Raw genomic sequence first — 16,129 nt, 5'->3', positions numbered from 1 at the left:
GGGATGGCCACGGGGAGCTGTTCGCTCGTTCGGGTTACCCGGCGCGATCGGGCTCCGTCGGTTGCGGCTCGGGCTCCTCCGGAGCGGGCACGGCCGTCGGGTCGCGCACCCACTTCAGCTTGACCTCGAACTGGCCGTCCACCGCGGTCTTCGCGATCACCGCCCCGGCGGTCGCGGACAGCTTCACGGCGAACTTCAGCTCCACCTCGTCGGGTTGCCGGCTCATCGACCGCAACTGGCCGAGTGCCGCGGCCGCCGCGTCGCGGATGCTCTCCAACGCCTTCTCGAACGACACCTTGGCGTCGGCGATCAGGTCGTCGCGGCGCGACACGCGGGTCGTGTGCGGGACGGGGTCGACCTCCACCACGACTCCGCCGCCGTCCTCCAGGACGAACCGGGCCATCTCCTGCACGCGCTGCTCCTCACTGCCCGCAAGGGACGTCGAGCCACTGTTCCGGGTCGTCCAGGCTCGCCCGGACCTCGTCCAGGTCGGCCAGCAGGGCGTCCAACCGCGCCGGGGCGTGCAGGTACTCCAGCACGGCGCGGTAGAACGCGTCGGTCATCCGCGCGGGCATCAGGTCGGACGCGTCCAAGCACAGCGGTTCCGCCGTGAGCCTCTGGACGATCCGGCGGCCGATGTCGTCGTCGTAGACGTCGGTGACGGTCTTGTTCACCGAGAACACGCTGCCGCCGCGCAGCTCCGGCCAGATGCGCTGCGCCTCGTCGGACGCGAGGAACCTGACGAGCGCCCTCGCCCCCGGGGTGTCGTGGAACATGCCCGCGAGGTCGGCGGACACCGACGACACCCGGCCACCGGGGAAGGGGAAGAAGTCGAAGTCCGACCCCGGTCGCGGCGTGCTGCCGTCCTCGCGCTCCACGGCCTGGTAGCCGCCGATGGCGAACGATGCCTGGTACTCGAGCAGGCACCCGGGCGGGTTCGTGAACAACCCGCGCCCCGCGTCGCCGAAGTCCGTGAGCAGCGCGGCCTGCGCGCCGCCTCGCACCGCGCCGGGCGCCGCCACGAGTTCGCCCCACGCCTGCCACGCCTGGCGGACCTGCGGTGACGTCCACGCGAGCCGACCGGAGGCCCATTCCCGGTACACCTCGGGCCCGGCGGAGTGCAGCAGGACGTCCTCGACCCAGTCGGTGCCCGGCCAGCCGGACACGGGTGGGGATCCCATGCCCAGGCACCACGGCGTGCGGCCCTCCGCGCCGAGCCGACGGCTCAACGCGACGAGTTCCTGCCAGGTCACCGGCGTCGGCCAGTCGGCGTTCGCGGTGGCGTACCAGATCGTGCTCTTGACGTCGGCCTTGACCGCCACCGCGTACTGCCGGTCCCGCCCCACCCGTTGCAGCGCCAACCACTGCGGTCCGTACGACCCGCTCCGGTCGCCGAGCACCTCGTCCAACGGGTGCAGCTCGCCCTGCCGCGCATACGCGGCCAACACGCTCGGGTTGGGCAGGACGGCCACGTCCGGCGCGGCGTCGCGCTGGACGTCGGCGGCGAGCACCTGGTCGACGGCACGCGTGCCCCGGTACTCGTAGCCGATCCCGGTGGCGGTCTCGAACCGGTCGAGCACCTCGCGGAAGGCGTCCTCCTCGGAGCCGGTCCACGGCCCCAGCACGGTGACCGTGCCGCTCGCGGTCGTCGCGCACGCGCCGGACGCCAGCAGCGCGACGGCCAGCACGAGCCGCCCCACCCGTGTCCGGGCTCTCCCTCGGGTTCTCATGTTCGATACCGGTATTCGTTGAGGCGGAGCGCCATGCCGGTCACGACGAGCGCCAACGCGAGCACGGCCGCCAGCGGCACGAGCCAGCCGCGCCCGCCGGACTCCGTGGCGGCCGCGGTCTGGGCGGTGACCTCCTCGGCGTCGGTGTCGCGCTCGGCGTCCGCCTCGGTGACCGGTGCGGGCAGCCCGGCCCGGAACTCGTCCACCGTGGGCCCGCACCCCTGCGCGCCGCACAGCCCGGAGAGCAGGTCGGCCAACGCCCGTTGACCGACGGCCTCGTCGGCGGAGACGGCCGCCTCCCGTGCGGCGAGCACGGTGTCCACCCGGTCACCGACCTCGACGAGCCGGTGGCGCTGGAAGGCGGTGAACACCAGGGCGACCGCCACGAAGAGGGTGAGCACGGTGGCGGCGGCGAGCCAGACGTTCAAGACCCGGCGGAACCGCTTGAAGAACTGCCACTGCACCACCAGCAGCACGAGTCCGAACAGGGCGGGCGGGAGCGGCGAGGCCGGCTGCGACCACAGCAGCCGCGGCCACAGGGTCCCGTCGTCGAGCTGTTCCGCCAACGCCGCCCGCTGGTCGGCCTGCAGGGTCTCCAACTGCTCCAGGACGCCGCCGGGCGCGTGCAGCAGGCGCGACGCGTACCACAGGTCGGCCGCGCCCAGACCGGTCGCCTCCGGGTCGCGGTAGTGGGCGTCGGCCTGGCCGATCGCGCCCGCGTAGGCCGCGACCAGGCCGGCGACGACCTGGAGCCTGCCCGCGCCCGCCGCCGCCTGGTTGGCCTCCGCGACCTTGGCCAGGCTCTGGTTGGCCGCGGCCAGCCGGTTCGTGTAGTCCTGCCCCGGTCCGGTGAGCACCGCGTGCCCGGACGCGAAGGACGTGATCACCGCCCGGTCGGCGGCGGTCAGCGCGAGGCGGGCCGCGGCGGTCTCCAGCACCGCTTCGGTCGTCCGGTCGCGGACGGTCCCGGCGGTGTCGACCACGACCCACACCGCCCACGGAGCGGTCGCCAGCGTCAGCGCCGCCGCGCCGAGCAGGAGCCACAGCCGCCGCAGCAGCCACGTGCGCGTGCCGCCGCGGACGTGCGCGGGGGCGCGCGTCACGTCCTCGGCGGACGTGGACCCGTCGCCGCCGACGTGCGCGGGCAGCGGGCTCTCCCGGGCCGTCACGTCGCGACCTCGGCCATCGGGCCGCCACAGCTCTCGCAGAACCTCGCGGCCGGCCTGTTCGGCTCCCGGCAGTGCGGGCAGGGCTGCCAGGGGCCCGACGCGAAGACCGGGTCGGCGGTGGGCCGGCGCGGTCCGCCGACGCCCGACGGGGCGATGAGCACGCTGCCGACGGCGCTGCGCGTGACGTCGGGACGAAGCCGGACGTCACCGGTGTGCGCGTCGCGGATCTCCACGATGCGTGCCAGGCGTGCCAGGTACTCGTCGTTGTGCTGCTCGGTGGCCAGTCGCACGGCCTCGCCCCAAGCCCGCTCGGCCGCGTCGAACCGGCCCTCGCCGTAGGCGTCGCCGCCGTCCGCCATCGCCGCGTTCAGCTCGGTCCGCGCCAGGTACCGGCTGACCACCGGGTTGACGATCGTCGGCTGCACCGGGTCGTGCGTCCAGCGGCCGACCACGGCGACCGTCCCGGAGACCGCGCCGTCGGCCTCCAGCTCCGCCCACGCCAGCTGGCGGTCGACGTCGTAGCTGGCCGGCGCGTCCGGGTGGAGGTCGAGGCACAGGTGGTAGTCCTTCGACTCGTCGGCCGACCACGAGCCCAGCGACAGCACGTGCTCGTCGTCGCCCTCCCGGCGGACGCGGTCGGTCAGGTCGTACTCGTTGGGCATCACCTGGGTCACGAACCGCACCCTGCTGTAGGGCATGGTGCCGACGCGCAGCCGCACCTCGGGCAGCACCTTCGTCAGCGCCCGCTCCACCAGCCGTCGGAAGTCGGCCGCGAGCAGGTGGTCCTCCACGACGGAATCCGCCTCGCCGCGCAGCACCTTGACGATCTCGGCCAGCTCCCGGGGGTCCCAGCCCTCCCCGATGCCGCGCGCGTCGCAGACGAACCGGCCTTCGCAGGCGTTCAGCTCGGCCACCAGGGCCTGGTGGCTCTCGGACTCGTTGTTGCCGTCGGTGAGCAGGATGGCGTGGCGCACCGCGTCCGGGTGGGCGGCGAACAGGAGCCTGGTCTTGGCCAGCCACGTGCCCATCGCGGTACCGCCGTACGCGCCGAGGCGCGCGACGGCCTGCTGCGCGGCCCGCCGCGTCGCGTCCGACGCGACGACCAGGCCGTCGTGCGCCGGGTAGACGACCCGCGCGTCCTCCGCACCCCGCACGACGCCGAACAGCGCGCCGTCGGGGAGCACCGCGATCGCGGCGGCGGCCGCCCGTTTCGCCTCCTCGATCTTCGTGTGCGGGTGCCGCATCGAACTGGAGCAGTCGATCATCAGCACCTCGGCCGAGCGGGTCGGCGGCGTGGCGGCGCCGCCTCGTGCGCTGGCGGTCAGCACCGCGTGCATCGCGGTGTCCCCCTGGGCCAGGAACTTGTTCTGGTGCACCGTCAAGCCCAGTTCCACCCCGGTCATGGCGTCCCCTCTGCGGTGCCCGGCTGGGATCAGACCAACGTGATCGGGCGTCGCTCGTTGGCCAGGTCGATCAACACGTCGTGCTCCTTCCTGCTCGACGCCCGCCACGCGAGACGGCGCAACGTCTTCTCCAGGCGATCGCGCAGCCCGCGTTCGGTCGGCCGGTCGCCCAGCAGCGCCCCGGCCGGCGGCGTGACGTCGTGCTCGACGCACTTCAGCGCCGTGCCCAGCACCGCGGCCCGCAGCCGGTCGGCCCGGATGTCGTCCACGCCCAGCGCCGACATCCGCTCCTCGGCCTCGGCGAAGTCGTCGGGGTCCGGCAACAGCACCTCGCCACCGGACCCGCGCAGCGGACCGGTGAGCACCCGGACACCGGCGATCCGCGCGGCCTCGTCGTGGCGGGAGAACTCGGGCACCTGGTCGAGCACGCGGACCGCGCCGGCCCGGTCGCCACCGCGCAGCGCGACCCTGGCCAACCCGAACGCCGCGCTGACCTGCGCGCGGTGCAACCACACCGCGCCGTAGTAGCGCCCGGCGTCCTGGTCGAGGTGTTCCAGGCACAGCCCGAGCGCCAGTTTCGGCGTCTCCTCGCCCGGGATGTCGTGGTGGACGGAGGTGAACTTCCCGACGGCCGCGGCCACGCGGCCGGAGGCCAGTTCGACCAACCCCTCGTGCCAGCGGACCCGCCAGTCGTGCGCGGCCCGCCCGCCGAGCAACCGGACGGCGTCGCGCACGCTCGCCGTCGCCGCGGCCACGTCGGCCACCTCCAGGAACGCCCGGCAGCGGCGGAACGCGACCTCCACCGACGGCGCCGCCTGCGCGAGCTTCTTCAGCAGCCGGGCCGCGTCGGGGGCGCGGACCGTGCGGAGGAACGCGACCTGCTCGTCATCGGGGTCCTCGCGCGGCGCCGGCAGCCCCAGGGCGATCTCCCGCGGTGAGGGCCCGCGGACGAGCGCCGACACGTCGTCCGCGATCAGGTCGCGCACCGACGGCACGTCACCCAGACCGGCGTCGACCAGAGCGGTCGGCTCCGCGAACAGCGTCGAGAACGCCGGCCGGGAACGGCCGTCGCGCAAGGACAGGATCTCGTTGAGCACGCCGTCGAGCTGCACCAGCATCTCGTCGGCGCCGGCGAAGCGGCGCTCGTACGGCGCGACGGCCCGCCGCAGGACGTGGACGAACGACTCGATGCCGAACGCGGCCGGGTGCGCCGGGTCGACGGCGAGTTCCGCGGTGCCGGGCCGCCAGCCGTCGCTCGCGTTGTACAGCTCCCGCAAGGTCATCCCCACCGTGTGGATGTCCGACCGCACGGTCAGCCCGCGCTCGTGCACTTCCGCCCGGCGTGCCCGCGGATCGTCGGTGCCGAACTGGTAGTGCTCGGTGATGACCCACGGGCTTTCCCGGTCGCCGATGCGGCGGATGCCGCCGAAGTCGATGAGCTTGACCCGCCGGTCGCCGTGGATCACGTTGTCCGGCTTCATGTCGCAGTACAGCAGGCCCTGCCCGTGCAGGTAGGACAGCGCGGTGAGGATCTCGCGGCCGTAGGCCACGACGTGCTCGACCAGCAGCATGCCCCGCTCGGGGCCGAGGCTCGCCCGGCCGCGGTTCTTCACCTCGCGCAGCGACAGCCCGTCGACGAACTCCATCACGATGTAGCGGGCGTCGTCGTGCGTGACGACATCGAGGATCCGCACGATGTTGGGGTGCCCGAGCGCGATGAGGACCTGGCTCTCGTTCTCCGCGATCCGCACGGCCGCGGTGTTGTTGACGTCGATGAGCCCTTTGAGCGCCACGTGCTGACCGAGTCGGACGTCCTTCGCCAGGTACACGAACCCCAGCCCGCCGCGCGCGATGCAGCCGCGCACCTCGTAGCGCCCGGCCACCACGTCGCCGGGGCCGAGCTTCGGCCTGAACGAGAACGGGGCGCCGCACTCGCCGCAGAACCCCTCGTCGCGCGGCGGACCGCCGTCGACCGACCGGCCCACGGCCGCGCCGCAGCCCTGCCTGCCGCAGAACCGCTCCTCTTCCGCGACACCGGGGAGCGGCCGGACGCGGCTGTCCGGCTCGGGCAGCTCGACCACCGGCAAGGGCACGTGCGCGCCGCCGCTGCCCTGCCCGGTGGTCTGCGGCGGCCGGGTGGCCGCCGTGCTCGTCACCCGGGTGGGGCGTTCCCCGGCGGGGTCGGGGCGTGCCGGCCCGGCGGCCGGGCCCCGGGAGCCGACGAACGCCGTGGCGGGTGTCTTCGGCGGGAGGCCGCACCGGCGGCAGTACCCGCTCCGCGCGAGCGTGCCGGTGCACCCGTCACGCTCGCACGCGGTCATCACCGACCTCCGATCCCGTGGCGCACCGCGTTCATGTAGTCGACGACCGCCCGTCCGGCGGCCGCGATGTCGCACGGGCCGTCGTAGAGCAGCCGCCACGCCCGGCCGTACGCCTCGTCCAACCCGCGCTCCTCGACCAAGCCGTGGTCGCGCGCCATCTCGGCGTAGGAGTCGAGCCGGGCCCGCAAGGCGGCGCGCCGGTCCACCAGCTCGTCCAGCGCGGCGCGGTGCCGCCTGCCCTGGTCGAGCGCCGCGGTCACCGCGCGTTCGCACCCCCCGGCGTGCCGCTCGGCCCACGCGGTGTCGCCCGCCGTCCACGCCGACCGCAGCTGGTTCACCGCGCTGCGCAGGCGCCTCGCCCGCGGGGGCAGCAGCACGACACCGGCGAACCGGGGTCCGACGGCCAGTTGGTGCTCCTCGATCGCGGCGAGGTCGGCGACCGACCTGTCCAGAACCGCGAGGCGGCCCGGGAAACCGGGTTCGGCCGGCGTCCCCGCCCCGGACGTCGCCCGCACGACGCCGGCCTGCGGCGAAGTCTCGCGCCGGAACCCGAGGACCAGCCGGTCGCCCAGCTCCGCCGCGCGGTCGGCGAGCGGGAACAGCACGTCCTCGACCAGCCGGTCCGGTTCGGCGGCGTCGTCGATCCCGTCGACCACCACGGTGCGGCCGGCCGGGGCGCCGACCGCGAACCGCTCCTCGATGCGCCGCCGGACCTCGTCGGCGGTCTTGCCCGACGCGTCCACGGCGAGGTCCACGCTGCCGACGCGCGGCCGCTCGTCCACCCCCTCGGGCAGGCCGGGCAGCCGCACGGACCGCTCCCGGTCGGCGGAAGCCACGACCAGCCGCAACGCGCGCGCCGTCGCCGACTCGTACTCGCCCGTCACCACGACCCACACCGCGCCGGCCCCGGCGGTCGCGAACCACCGGGAGAGTTCCCGTGCGAACGGCACGTCGACCGCGTCGGTGCGGTGGTCGACGAAGCTGTCGTCGACCGCCGGGCCGTCCGGGACCCACTCGGCCAGGCGCGGCAGGTGGCCCAGCATCGTCTCGACGGGGATCATCCAGCCCACGCGGCCACCGTCGCCGGTGTAGCGGCTGACGACCATGCCGATGACGTAGCCGGTCGCCTCGTCGAGCACCGCGGTGCCGCTGTAGCCCTGCCCGATCGGCTCCGCCTCGCCGGTGCGCTGCAACTGGACCCACTCACCGGCCGGTCCGCCCTCGCCGACGAGACGGGCGAGGGTCCACATGCCGTCCTCGGCGCCGAACGGGAAGCCATAGGCGCGGACGAGTTGGTGGTCGCGCAACGGCATGCGGTGCAGCGGCGCCCCGTGCGCCGCGGGTTCGGGCTTCTCCAGCCGCAACAAGGCGATGTCGCCCCGCTCGTGCTCGGTCGGCGGCACCCAGCCCTCGTCCACGACCGACGCGACACCGGGTGGCGCGTCCGCCATGCCGACGAAGTCGACCACGACCTTCCCCCGCGGCCCGTCGATGCCCTCGACCACGTGCGCGCAGGTCAGCAGGTGCCACTCGTCGAGCATCGTGCCTGCGCCGAAGACCCGCCCCACGTCGTCGGACAACCGAACGCGCCAGCGTCGCCGCTCGCGTTCGAACCCCATTGAGCGGATGCTACGCGGATCACCGAGGCGGCCGACCGCACTTCACCGGACCGATCCCGGTCCGTCCGTGATCCCACCCGATCGGCGCAACAGGCCACATCCGGGGCCCGCCACCCGGCTGTTCGTGGTCCAGGTCGCCGAGCCCGCGCGCTCCTTCGCGCTCGACCGGGCGCGGTCGCAGGACGACTGCGGCCGTTACCCGGGCGGAGCGGTAATCGCGTCGGGTGAAGTGGATACCGGGGCCGCCGCGGGTCGAGCGGGTGACGGTTCCGGGTGAGCAGCGGTCGCCGGCGGTGGTCGGGGCGGCGTCCGGTCCGCCGGGCCGCGCGATCCCACGGGGTCAGGGGAGCGTGCGCGCCTCCACGACTTCGGCCAGCAGGCGCGGGGTCGGGTGGTCGAAGACGTCGCGCACCCCCAGGCGCACGTCGAAGCGCTGGTTCAGGCGCGAGAGCAGGCGGACGGCGGTCAGCGAGTCGCCGCCCAGTTCGAAGTACGACGAATCGGCGTCGGCGTCGGCGTCCAGGACCTCGCGGTAGGCGGCCTCCACCTGGGCCAGGACGTCGGGCGCGTCGGCGGTGGCCGAAGGGGCGGGCGCCCGCGCGGTGAAGGTCGCGCGCAGGGCGTTGACGTCGACCTTGCCGGTTGCCGTGAGGGGCAGCGACGGGCGGGGGTGGACGTGGTGGGGGAGCATCGCGCGGGGCAGGCGGGCTTCGAGGGCGCGCAGGACGTCGGCGGGGTCGGCCGGGTCCGTCGCGGACGGGACGTAGACGCCGACGAGGGTCGGGTGCTCGCCGTCCACGGCGAAGACGGCCGCCGTCGCCACGCCGGGGCACGCGGTCATCGCCCGCTCCACCTCGGCCGGTTCGACGCGCACGCCGCGGATCTTCAGCTGGCGGTCCGCCCGGCCGAGGAAGGTCAGGCCGCCGTCCGGGCGGACGCGCACGACGTCCCCCGTGAGGTAGGCCCGCCCGCCGGGCACGGGCACGAAGCGCTCGCCGGTCAGGTCGGGGCGGTGCAGGTAGCCCCACGCGACCGTCGGGCCGCCGACGGCCAGCTCCGCCGTGCCGTCGCCGCGGTCGGTCAGGATCTCCCGGATGTGCGGCAGGGGGTGGCCGATCGGCACGTCGTCGGTGTCGCGCAGGGACCGGCCGGCGAGGCCCCCGACGTCGGCGGCGTGGGTGACCATGACCGTCTCGGTCTGGCCGTAGGCGTTGATCAGGCGCACGTGCCCGGGGACGTGCTCGGACCACAGCCGCACGGTGCGGGCCCTGGCCTCCTCGCCGCCCATCACGACCACGCGCAGGCTCGACGGCAGCGGACGGCCCGTGGTGACCAGGTGGTCCACGAGTTCGTTCCACAGGGCGGTGGCCAGGTTGACCACCGTGACGCCGCGGTCCTCGACCACGTCGAGCAGCGTGGCGATGGACGGGTCGGCCGTGCGGTCGTCGCACACCAGGGCCGCGCCGCCGAACAGGGTCGCGTAGATCTCCTCGCCGCTGGTGTCCCAGATGAGCGGGGTCAGGTTGAGCACGCGGTCCTCGTGCGTGATCCCGTACCGGTCGCGCAGCGCCGTGCCGGCGGTCAGCACGGCGCGGTGCGGCACCAGCACGCCCTTCGGCACGCCGGTGGACCCGGAGGTGAACATCAGGTACGCGAGGTCGTCCGGCGAGACGGCCGGGGCGGACCCGCCGGCGGAACCCCCGGCCGGCAGTGGCACGCCGGCGACACCCTCGGCCGGCAGTGGCACGCCGGCGACTCCCTCGGCCGGCAGCGGCACGGCGGCGAAACCCTCGAACGGCAGCGGCACGGCGTCGAGGCCCCGGAGGGCGGGGCCCAGCGCGGCCAGGGTGGCTCCCCGGCCGAGGACGGCGACGGCTCCCCCCGCGGTCAGCACCGACCGCACCCGGTCCTCCGGGTCGCCGGGCGACACGGGCAGGTAGGCCGCCCCGGCGTGCAGCACGCCCAGCGCGCCGGCGATCGTGGTCCAGTGCCGGTCGGCCGGGACGGCCACCCGCGCCCCGCGGGGCACGCCGTGCGCGGCCAGACCAGCCGCGACCCGCGCCACCTCGGCCATCAACTGCCGGAACGTCAGCTCGCGGTCGCGGTCGAGCAGGGCGGGGGCGTCCGGCGCCGCCGCGGCGACGCGGGCCAGTTCGGCGGTGATGCTCACCGGAGTACCCCCAGGTGCTCGTGCAGCGAGGTCAGGTAGTCCTCGGCCAGCGCGGCGGCCGTGGCGCGGTCGAACAGATCGGTGCTGTACGCGACGAAGCCCACGAGGCCCTCGCCGTCCCACGCCAGTTCCAGCTCCAGCTCGAACTCGCTGGTCCGGCTGGGCAGCGGCACGGGGGTGGCGGTCACGCCGGGCAGCCGCAGGTCGTCCTCGGCGAAGTCCTGCACGGTGAACACCACCTGGAACAACGGCGTGCGGGACAGGTCGCGCGGCGGCGAAACCGCCTCCACCACCTGCTGGAACGGCACGTGCCCGTCGTCGTAGGCGTCGAACGCGGTCGACCGCACCCGGCGCAGCAGCCCGTCGAACGACGGCCGGTCGGACAGGTCGACCCGCAGCACCACGGTGTTGGTGAACAGGCCGATCATGGCCTCCTCGTCCGGACCCTCCCGCCCGGACAGCGGCACGCCGACGCTGAGGTCGCCGACGCCGGACCGCCGGGCCAGCACCGCGAAGAAGTTGGCCAGCAGCACCATGAACAACGTCGCGCCGTGCCGCCGGGCGTGGTCCCGGGCGCGTCGGACCAGGTCCGCGTCCACGGTCAGCGCGACGCGGGCGCCGTGCGGCGACCGGATCCGCGGCCGCGGCCGATCGGTGGGCAGGGCGAGCGGCGGCGCGCCGCGCAGGCGTTCCCGCCACCGGGCCAGCGCCTCGGCGTCGGGTGGGCGGGCCAACGCGCGCCGCACGTGCGCGGTGTAGCCGACGGGCAGCGGCGGCAGTTCCTCACCGCGGTAGAACGCCGCCAGGTCGGCGCTGAACACCGGCAGCGACAGGCCGTCCGCGCAGATGTGGTGGATCACCACCGTGAGGATGTGGTGGTCCTCGGCCATGCGCAGCAGGAGCACCCGGAACGGGTCTTCGGCGTCCAGCCGGAAAGGCCGCAGAACGTGATCTTCGTTTTCCCGGGCGGCCGCGGCCTCGGCCTCGGGATGCGTGGACAAATCGACCCGTTTGGCGGATGCCGGCCCGGGGGAAAGCACCGACTGTCGCGGTTCGCCGGTGCTCAGGTCGACCCGGGTCCGCAATGGTTCATGCCGTCGGACCAACGCCGTCAACGCGGCGTCGAGCGCTTCGGCGTCGAGCGGTCCGCGCAACCGGTGGGCGAACGAGATGTGGTAGAGGCTGGTCGGTCCGGCGAATTGCTCGGTGAACCAGATGCCGTGCTGGGCGGGGGACAGCGGAGCGGTCGTGGTGGCTGTCCGGATTTCTTCCTGCGTCACATTCCCCCCGCGGTGATGCCGTCGGAATCCGCCTCAGGCGAGGACTTTCTCGACGAAGTGGTTGATGTTCGTCAGCATCCGGGCGATCCGCTCGTCGTCGTCCAGCGTCTCGGCCGGCTGCGGCGCCGAGGGCCGCCGCTTGCGCCGCACGTACGCCGAACAGGCCAGGTCGGCGCACACGTACGTGCCGACGGTGTTGCCCCGGCGTCCGGCCGCGCCCGCCTTGGGGGCGACGAACATCCCCACGTCGGACAGCACGTGGTTGGTGAGGCAGAACGCGCACGAGGACGACCGCAGCGCGCTTTTCGGCGGGGTGTTCGCGCGCAGCACCACGCCCACCACGCCCTCGTCCCGGGGCAGCACGAGGTAGGCGTTGTTGACCGCGCGCGGATCGATCCAGCCGAGGAAGTCGGTTTCGGCCCAGTTCCTCGAATCGAGGTCGGCCGGCAGGGTGAGCTTCTTCGCCTCGCCTTTCGAGCAGTTGACGAACGACTTCCTGATTTCCTCCGCCGGGGTCGGCCGCACCCTTTTGCCCTTCATTTCGATCACGTGCCGTCGTGGCCAGTATGCCCGACCTCCGGTCCAGGTCAAACAAGTGTCCGCGTGGTACTTCGACTACACGCAGAGCCGCGTCCGCGCAAGGGGCTACCTGGCTGGAGTCGGCGCGCGCTACGGTCGTTGCCACCCCGGGAGGGCCTGTGCTAGGAAGAGTCTGATCGCACTTGCCGGAAATCGGCGGGAAGGTTCTGGGGAGCTGAGCGGGGCGGTTGACGCGCATTCCGCGTTGACCGATCACATTCTTGGGGAACGGTGGTGGCCGACGGCTGCCCGGCCCCGGTCTGTCGCGGTGAGGGGGCGGGTCGAGCGTGCCTGGGAAATGGGATCCGACCGACGCGGACTTCCCGGCCCACCGGGGGTTGCACGAGTTGGTCGAGGACCGCGTGGCGGATTGCGCCGAGCGCGTCGCCGTCGTCTTCGACGCCGAGCAGGTGACGTACGCCGAGCTGGACGCGCGGGCCAACGGGCTGGCCCACCGGTTGGTCGAGGCCGGGGTCGGCCTGGACGACGTGGTGGCGCTGTGCGTGGACCGGTCGGTGGAGATGGTGGTCGCGCTGTTGGCGATCCTGAAGGCGGGCGGCGCGTACCTGCCGCTGGACCCCGAGCTGCCCGTGCACCGGATCGCGCAGATCACGCGGGTCGCCGGGGCGCGCGTCTGCGTGGCCGCCGACGGGTACCGCCCGCTGCTGCCCGAGGACGTGACGGCCGTGCCGCCGTCGGCGCCACCGCGGACCGACCGGCCCGACCGGCGTGCGTGCGGCGCGAACCTGGTGTCCGTGTACTTCACCTCCGGCTCCACGGGCGTGCCGAAGGGCGTGGCGAGCAGCCACGAGGGCTGGGTGAACCGGATGACCTGGTCGCAGCGCCAGCACCGGCTGCGGCCGGGCGACACCGTGCTGCACAAGACGACGCTGACGTTCGACGACTCGGCGCTGGAGCTGTTCTGGCCGCTCACGGTCGGCGCCCGGGTCGCCGTGCTGGAACCCGGCCTGCACCGCGACCCGCGGGCGATCCTCGACGCGCTCCACGAGCACCGCTCGGTCTACCTCCAGGTGGTGCCGAGCATGCTCACGATGCTGCTGGACGAGATCGAGCAGCGCGGCGGGTGGGACCTGTCGGCGCTGCGCGACGTGACGTCCAGCGGCGAGGCGCTGCCGCCGGCGACGGTGAGCCGGTTCCTGGCGCTGCTGCCGTCCGTCGGCCTGCACAACACCTGGGGCGCGACCGAGGTGTCGATCGACTCGACCAACCACACGTGCGGCCCGGCGGACGCGGCGGACACCGGCGTGGTGTCGGTCGGCCTGCCGTTCGACAACAACCGGGTGCACGTGCTCGACGCCGACTTCCGCGAGGTCCCGCCGGGCGAGGTGGGCGACCTCCACATCGCGGGCGTCGGCCTGGCGCGCGGCTACCTCGGCGACCCGGCCGCCACCGCGCGGGCGTTCCTGCCGAACCCGTTCTCGCCCGGCGAACGGCTCTACCGCACCGGCGACCGCGGCTACCGGCGGCCCGACGGCACGGTGAAGTTCGTCGGCCGCGACGACCACCAGGTCAAGATCCGGGGCATGAGGGTCGAACTGGGCGAGGTCGAGTCGGCCCTGCGCGGCTCGCCGCTGGTGCGCGACGCGGTCGTGGTGCTGCGCCGCCTCGGCGAGGACGACCACCTGGTCGCCTACACCACTCCGGCGCGGGCCGACCGCGCGCCCGACCCCGAGGACCTGCGCGACCTGGTCGCCGACCGGCTGCCCAAGCACATGGTGCCCTCGGTCGTCGTCGTGCTGGACTCGTTGCCGCTCAACAGCAACGGCAAGGTCGACCGCAAGCGGCTGCCCGCACCGGAGCGCCCGCGCGGCGGCGACGCCGAGTACGTGCCCTGTGAAGGGCCCGCCCAGGAGGCCGTCGCCGAGATCTGGCGCGAACTGCTGGGGCTGGAGCGCGTCGGCGCGCGGGACGACTTCTTCGACCTCGGCGGCCACTCGCTGATGGCGACCCGCTTCTCCGCCAGGGTGCGGCAGCGGTTCGACGTCGACCTGCCGGTGCGCGCGGTGTTCAGCACGCCCACCGTGGCGGAGCTGGCCGGGGAGATCGAGCGCCTGCTGGTGGCGAAGATCGACGACATGTCCGAGGACGAGGTGCGGGCGCTGCTCGGGGGCGCCGAGTGACCGCCGAGGGCCGGATGACGACGGAGGAAGGGGTGGACGGCATGGCCGATCGCGAGGACGAGGACACCCGCGCCTACGCGGTCGTGGTGAACGACGAGGAGCAGTACTCGGTGTGGCCCGCCGACCGGGAGGTCCCGGCGGGGTGGCGCGCCGAGGGGGTCACCGGCACGAAGGACGCGTGTTTGGCCCACATCGCCGAGGTCTGGACGGACATGCGCCCGTTGAGCCTGCGGCGGAAGATGTCCCAGGGCGTGGCGTGACGGCGCTGACCGGTCGGCTGGCCGCGAACCCGGCCGACCTGCTCCACGACGAGGTGCTGCGCCCGCAGTTCGAGCGGGAGGTCCGCCACCTGCTGCCGCACTACGTGGCGGTCGAACGGGTGCTCGTGGCCGAGTACCGGCGGATGGGGGTGCTCACGCCCGCGCAGGCGGACGACGTGGACGCGCTGCTCGCCGGGATCGGCCCGGACACGCTGACCGCCGACCCGCGGGTGAACCTGTCCGACGTCGCCTTCGCCGTCGAGCGGCACGTCGAGGCCCGGCTGTCCCGGCCCGTGCCGCACTGGCACGTGGACCGCAGCCGCAACGACCTCCAGGCGTGCGCGCAGCTGATGTTCGCCCGCGAACGCCTGGTCGACCTGGGCGAGGGGTTGCTCGGGCTCACCACCGCGGCGCACGACCTGGCCGCGGCGAACCTGACCAGCCCGATGCCGGGGCACACCCACTACCAGGCGGCGCAGGTGATGACGCCCGGCTTCTACCTGGCCGCGCAGTCCGGCCGCCTGCTGCACACCGGCCGCCGGCTGCTGGCCACCTACGACGGCATCGACGCCTGCCCGCTCGGCGCGGGCGCGATGACCGGCCAGAACCTGCCGTGGGACCGCGACCGGATGGCGCGCCTGCTCGGGTTCGCCGGGGCCGGGCGCAACGCGCTCACCGACGTGGCGTCCCGGGCGTGGGCCGCCGAGATCACCGCCGAGCTGTCCCTGTTCGGCGTGGCCACGAGCCGGTTCGCCACCGACCTGATCACGTGGGCCGGCGCCGGGTTCGGCTTCGTCGACCTGCCCGACGAGCTGAGCGGGATCTCCTCGGCGATGCCGCAGAAGAAGAACTTCCCGGTGCTGGAACGCATCCGGGGTCGCACCGCGCACCTCACCTCGTGCCACGTGGACGCCGTGCTGGGGCAGCGCGGCACGCCGTACACGAACCTGGTCGAGGTGTCCAAGGAGGCCGGCGCCCAGCTGTACGACGCGCTCGACACGGCCCGGTCCGTGGTGCGGCTGCTGACCGCCGTGCTCCGGCGGTTGGAGTTCAGGGCCGACCGGATGCGCGCGGCGTGCGAGCGGGAGTACCTGGGCGGTTTCGCGCTGGCCACCTCGCTGACCCTGCACGCGGGCGTGCCGTGGCGGCAGGCCCAGGTGCTGGCCGGCCGGTACGTGGTGGCGGCGCTCGACGCGGGCCTGCCGCCGACCGAGCCCGACGCGGCGCTGCTGACCCGCATCGCGACCGAGGCCGGGTACGTCGTGGCCGAGCCGGGCGGGTTGCTGGCCGAGGCGTTCGACACCGACCGCAGCCTGCGGGCCACGCCGACCGCCGGGTCCGCGCACCCGGACGCCGTCGCGGCCGAACTCGACGCGCAGGCCGTGGAGCACGCCGCGCTGGAGGGGGAGTGGGCGGCACGGCGCGCCAGGCTCGACCGCGCGCGGGACATCGGGTAG

Annotated in this window: 12 protein-coding genes; 3 read left to right on the top strand and 9 right to left on the bottom strand. The window is 74.2% G+C overall.

Translation table 11 applies throughout. The annotated features are described in order from the left end of the window. Positions 1-34: 34 nt before the first annotated feature. From ACWEFJ_RS02755 to ACWEFJ_RS02715, 9 genes are all read right to left on the bottom strand, one after another. On the bottom strand, positions 35-403 hold the full coding sequence (locus ACWEFJ_RS02755) for a CU044_2847 family protein (RefSeq protein WP_378087322.1): 369 nt from the start codon (positions 401-403) through the stop codon (positions 35-37). Positions 404-422: 19 nt separating this feature from the next. Continuing rightward, a complete protein-coding gene (locus tag ACWEFJ_RS02750; protein WP_378087298.1) occupies positions 423-1,700 on the bottom strand; it encodes an ABC transporter substrate-binding protein in 1,278 nt (425 codons plus the stop codon). A 26-nt stretch (positions 1,701-1,726) separates the two neighbouring features. Further along, positions 1,727-2,899: a hypothetical protein gene (locus ACWEFJ_RS02745; protein ID WP_449712707.1), complete on the bottom strand. Its 1,173-nt coding sequence runs from the start codon at positions 2,897-2,899 to the stop codon at positions 1,727-1,729. Then, positions 2,896-4,302, bottom strand: a complete 1,407-nt coding sequence (locus ACWEFJ_RS02740; RefSeq protein ID WP_449712706.1) for a VWA domain-containing protein — start codon at positions 4,300-4,302, stop codon at positions 2,896-2,898. The genes ACWEFJ_RS02745 and ACWEFJ_RS02740 overlap by 4 nt, the downstream gene beginning before the upstream one ends. 29 nt (positions 4,303-4,331) lie before the next feature. Next, positions 4,332-6,458 carry a tetratricopeptide repeat protein gene (locus ACWEFJ_RS02735; RefSeq protein WP_449712705.1) on the bottom strand — a complete coding sequence of 709 codons (2,127 nt, stop codon included), beginning with the start codon at positions 6,456-6,458 and terminating at the stop codon, positions 4,332-4,334. Between the two features lie 164 nt (positions 6,459-6,622). Next, positions 6,623-8,242 carry a trypsin-like peptidase domain-containing protein gene (locus ACWEFJ_RS02730; protein WP_449712704.1) on the bottom strand — a complete coding sequence of 540 codons (1,620 nt, stop codon included), beginning with the start codon at positions 8,240-8,242 and terminating at the stop codon, positions 6,623-6,625. Between the two features lie 340 nt (positions 8,243-8,582). Further along, positions 8,583-10,412 carry a non-ribosomal peptide synthetase gene (locus ACWEFJ_RS02725; RefSeq protein WP_449712703.1) on the bottom strand — a complete coding sequence of 610 codons (1,830 nt, stop codon included), beginning with the start codon at positions 10,410-10,412 and terminating at the stop codon, positions 8,583-8,585. Beyond that, positions 10,409-11,692: a condensation domain-containing protein gene (locus ACWEFJ_RS02720; RefSeq protein ID WP_449712702.1), complete on the bottom strand. Its 1,284-nt coding sequence runs from the start codon at positions 11,690-11,692 to the stop codon at positions 10,409-10,411. The genes ACWEFJ_RS02725 and ACWEFJ_RS02720 overlap by 4 nt, the downstream gene beginning before the upstream one ends. 33 nt (positions 11,693-11,725) lie before the next feature. Next, positions 11,726-12,232, bottom strand: a complete 507-nt coding sequence (locus ACWEFJ_RS02715; RefSeq protein WP_378087285.1) for an FBP domain-containing protein — start codon at positions 12,230-12,232, stop codon at positions 11,726-11,728. A gap of 326 nt (positions 12,233-12,558) precedes the next feature. Here ACWEFJ_RS02715 and ACWEFJ_RS02710 point away from each other — a divergent pair, with 326 nt between their 5' ends. Genes ACWEFJ_RS02710 through ACWEFJ_RS02700 form a run of 3 tightly spaced genes read left to right on the top strand, consistent with a single transcriptional unit; the run spans position 12,559 to position 16,129 of the window. Then, positions 12,559-14,412, top strand: coding sequence for a non-ribosomal peptide synthetase (locus ACWEFJ_RS02710; RefSeq protein WP_449712701.1), 1,854 nt, complete (start codon positions 12,559-12,561; stop codon positions 14,410-14,412). A 14-nt stretch (positions 14,413-14,426) separates the two neighbouring features. Then, positions 14,427-14,672 carry an MbtH family protein gene (locus tag ACWEFJ_RS02705; RefSeq protein WP_378087281.1) on the top strand — a complete coding sequence of 82 codons (246 nt, stop codon included), beginning with the start codon at positions 14,427-14,429 and terminating at the stop codon, positions 14,670-14,672. Further along, the gene (locus ACWEFJ_RS02700) at positions 14,669-16,129 is read left to right on the top strand and encodes an argininosuccinate lyase (RefSeq protein WP_378087279.1); all 1,461 of its coding nucleotides are present in this window, start codon (positions 14,669-14,671) and stop codon (positions 16,127-16,129) included. Before ACWEFJ_RS02705 ends, ACWEFJ_RS02700 begins: the two co-directional genes overlap by 4 nt.

The sequence above is a fragment of the Actinosynnema sp. NPDC004786 genome, assembly GCF_053601135.1.
This window is presented reverse-complemented; position numbering and strand designations above follow the sequence as displayed.

What these genes read in the sequence shown, in the direction of transcription:
- ACWEFJ_RS02715 (WP_378087285.1), bottom strand. Translation starts at nt 12,232, where the DNA reads ATGAAGGGCAAAAGGGTGCGGCCGACCCCGGCGGAGGAAATCAGGAAG.
- ACWEFJ_RS02755 (WP_378087322.1), bottom strand. Translation starts at nt 403, where the DNA reads ATGGCCCGGTTCGTCCTGGAGGACGGCGGCGGAGTCGTGGTGGAGGTC.
- ACWEFJ_RS02730 (WP_449712704.1), bottom strand. Translation starts at nt 8,242, where the DNA reads ATGGGGTTCGAACGCGAGCGGCGACGCTGGCGCGTTCGGTTGTCCGAC.
- ACWEFJ_RS02740 (WP_449712706.1), bottom strand. Translation starts at nt 4,302, where the DNA reads ATGACCGGGGTGGAACTGGGCTTGACGGTGCACCAGAACAAGTTCCTG.
- ACWEFJ_RS02705 (WP_378087281.1), top strand. Translation starts at nt 14,427, where the DNA reads ATGACGACGGAGGAAGGGGTGGACGGCATGGCCGATCGCGAGGACGAG.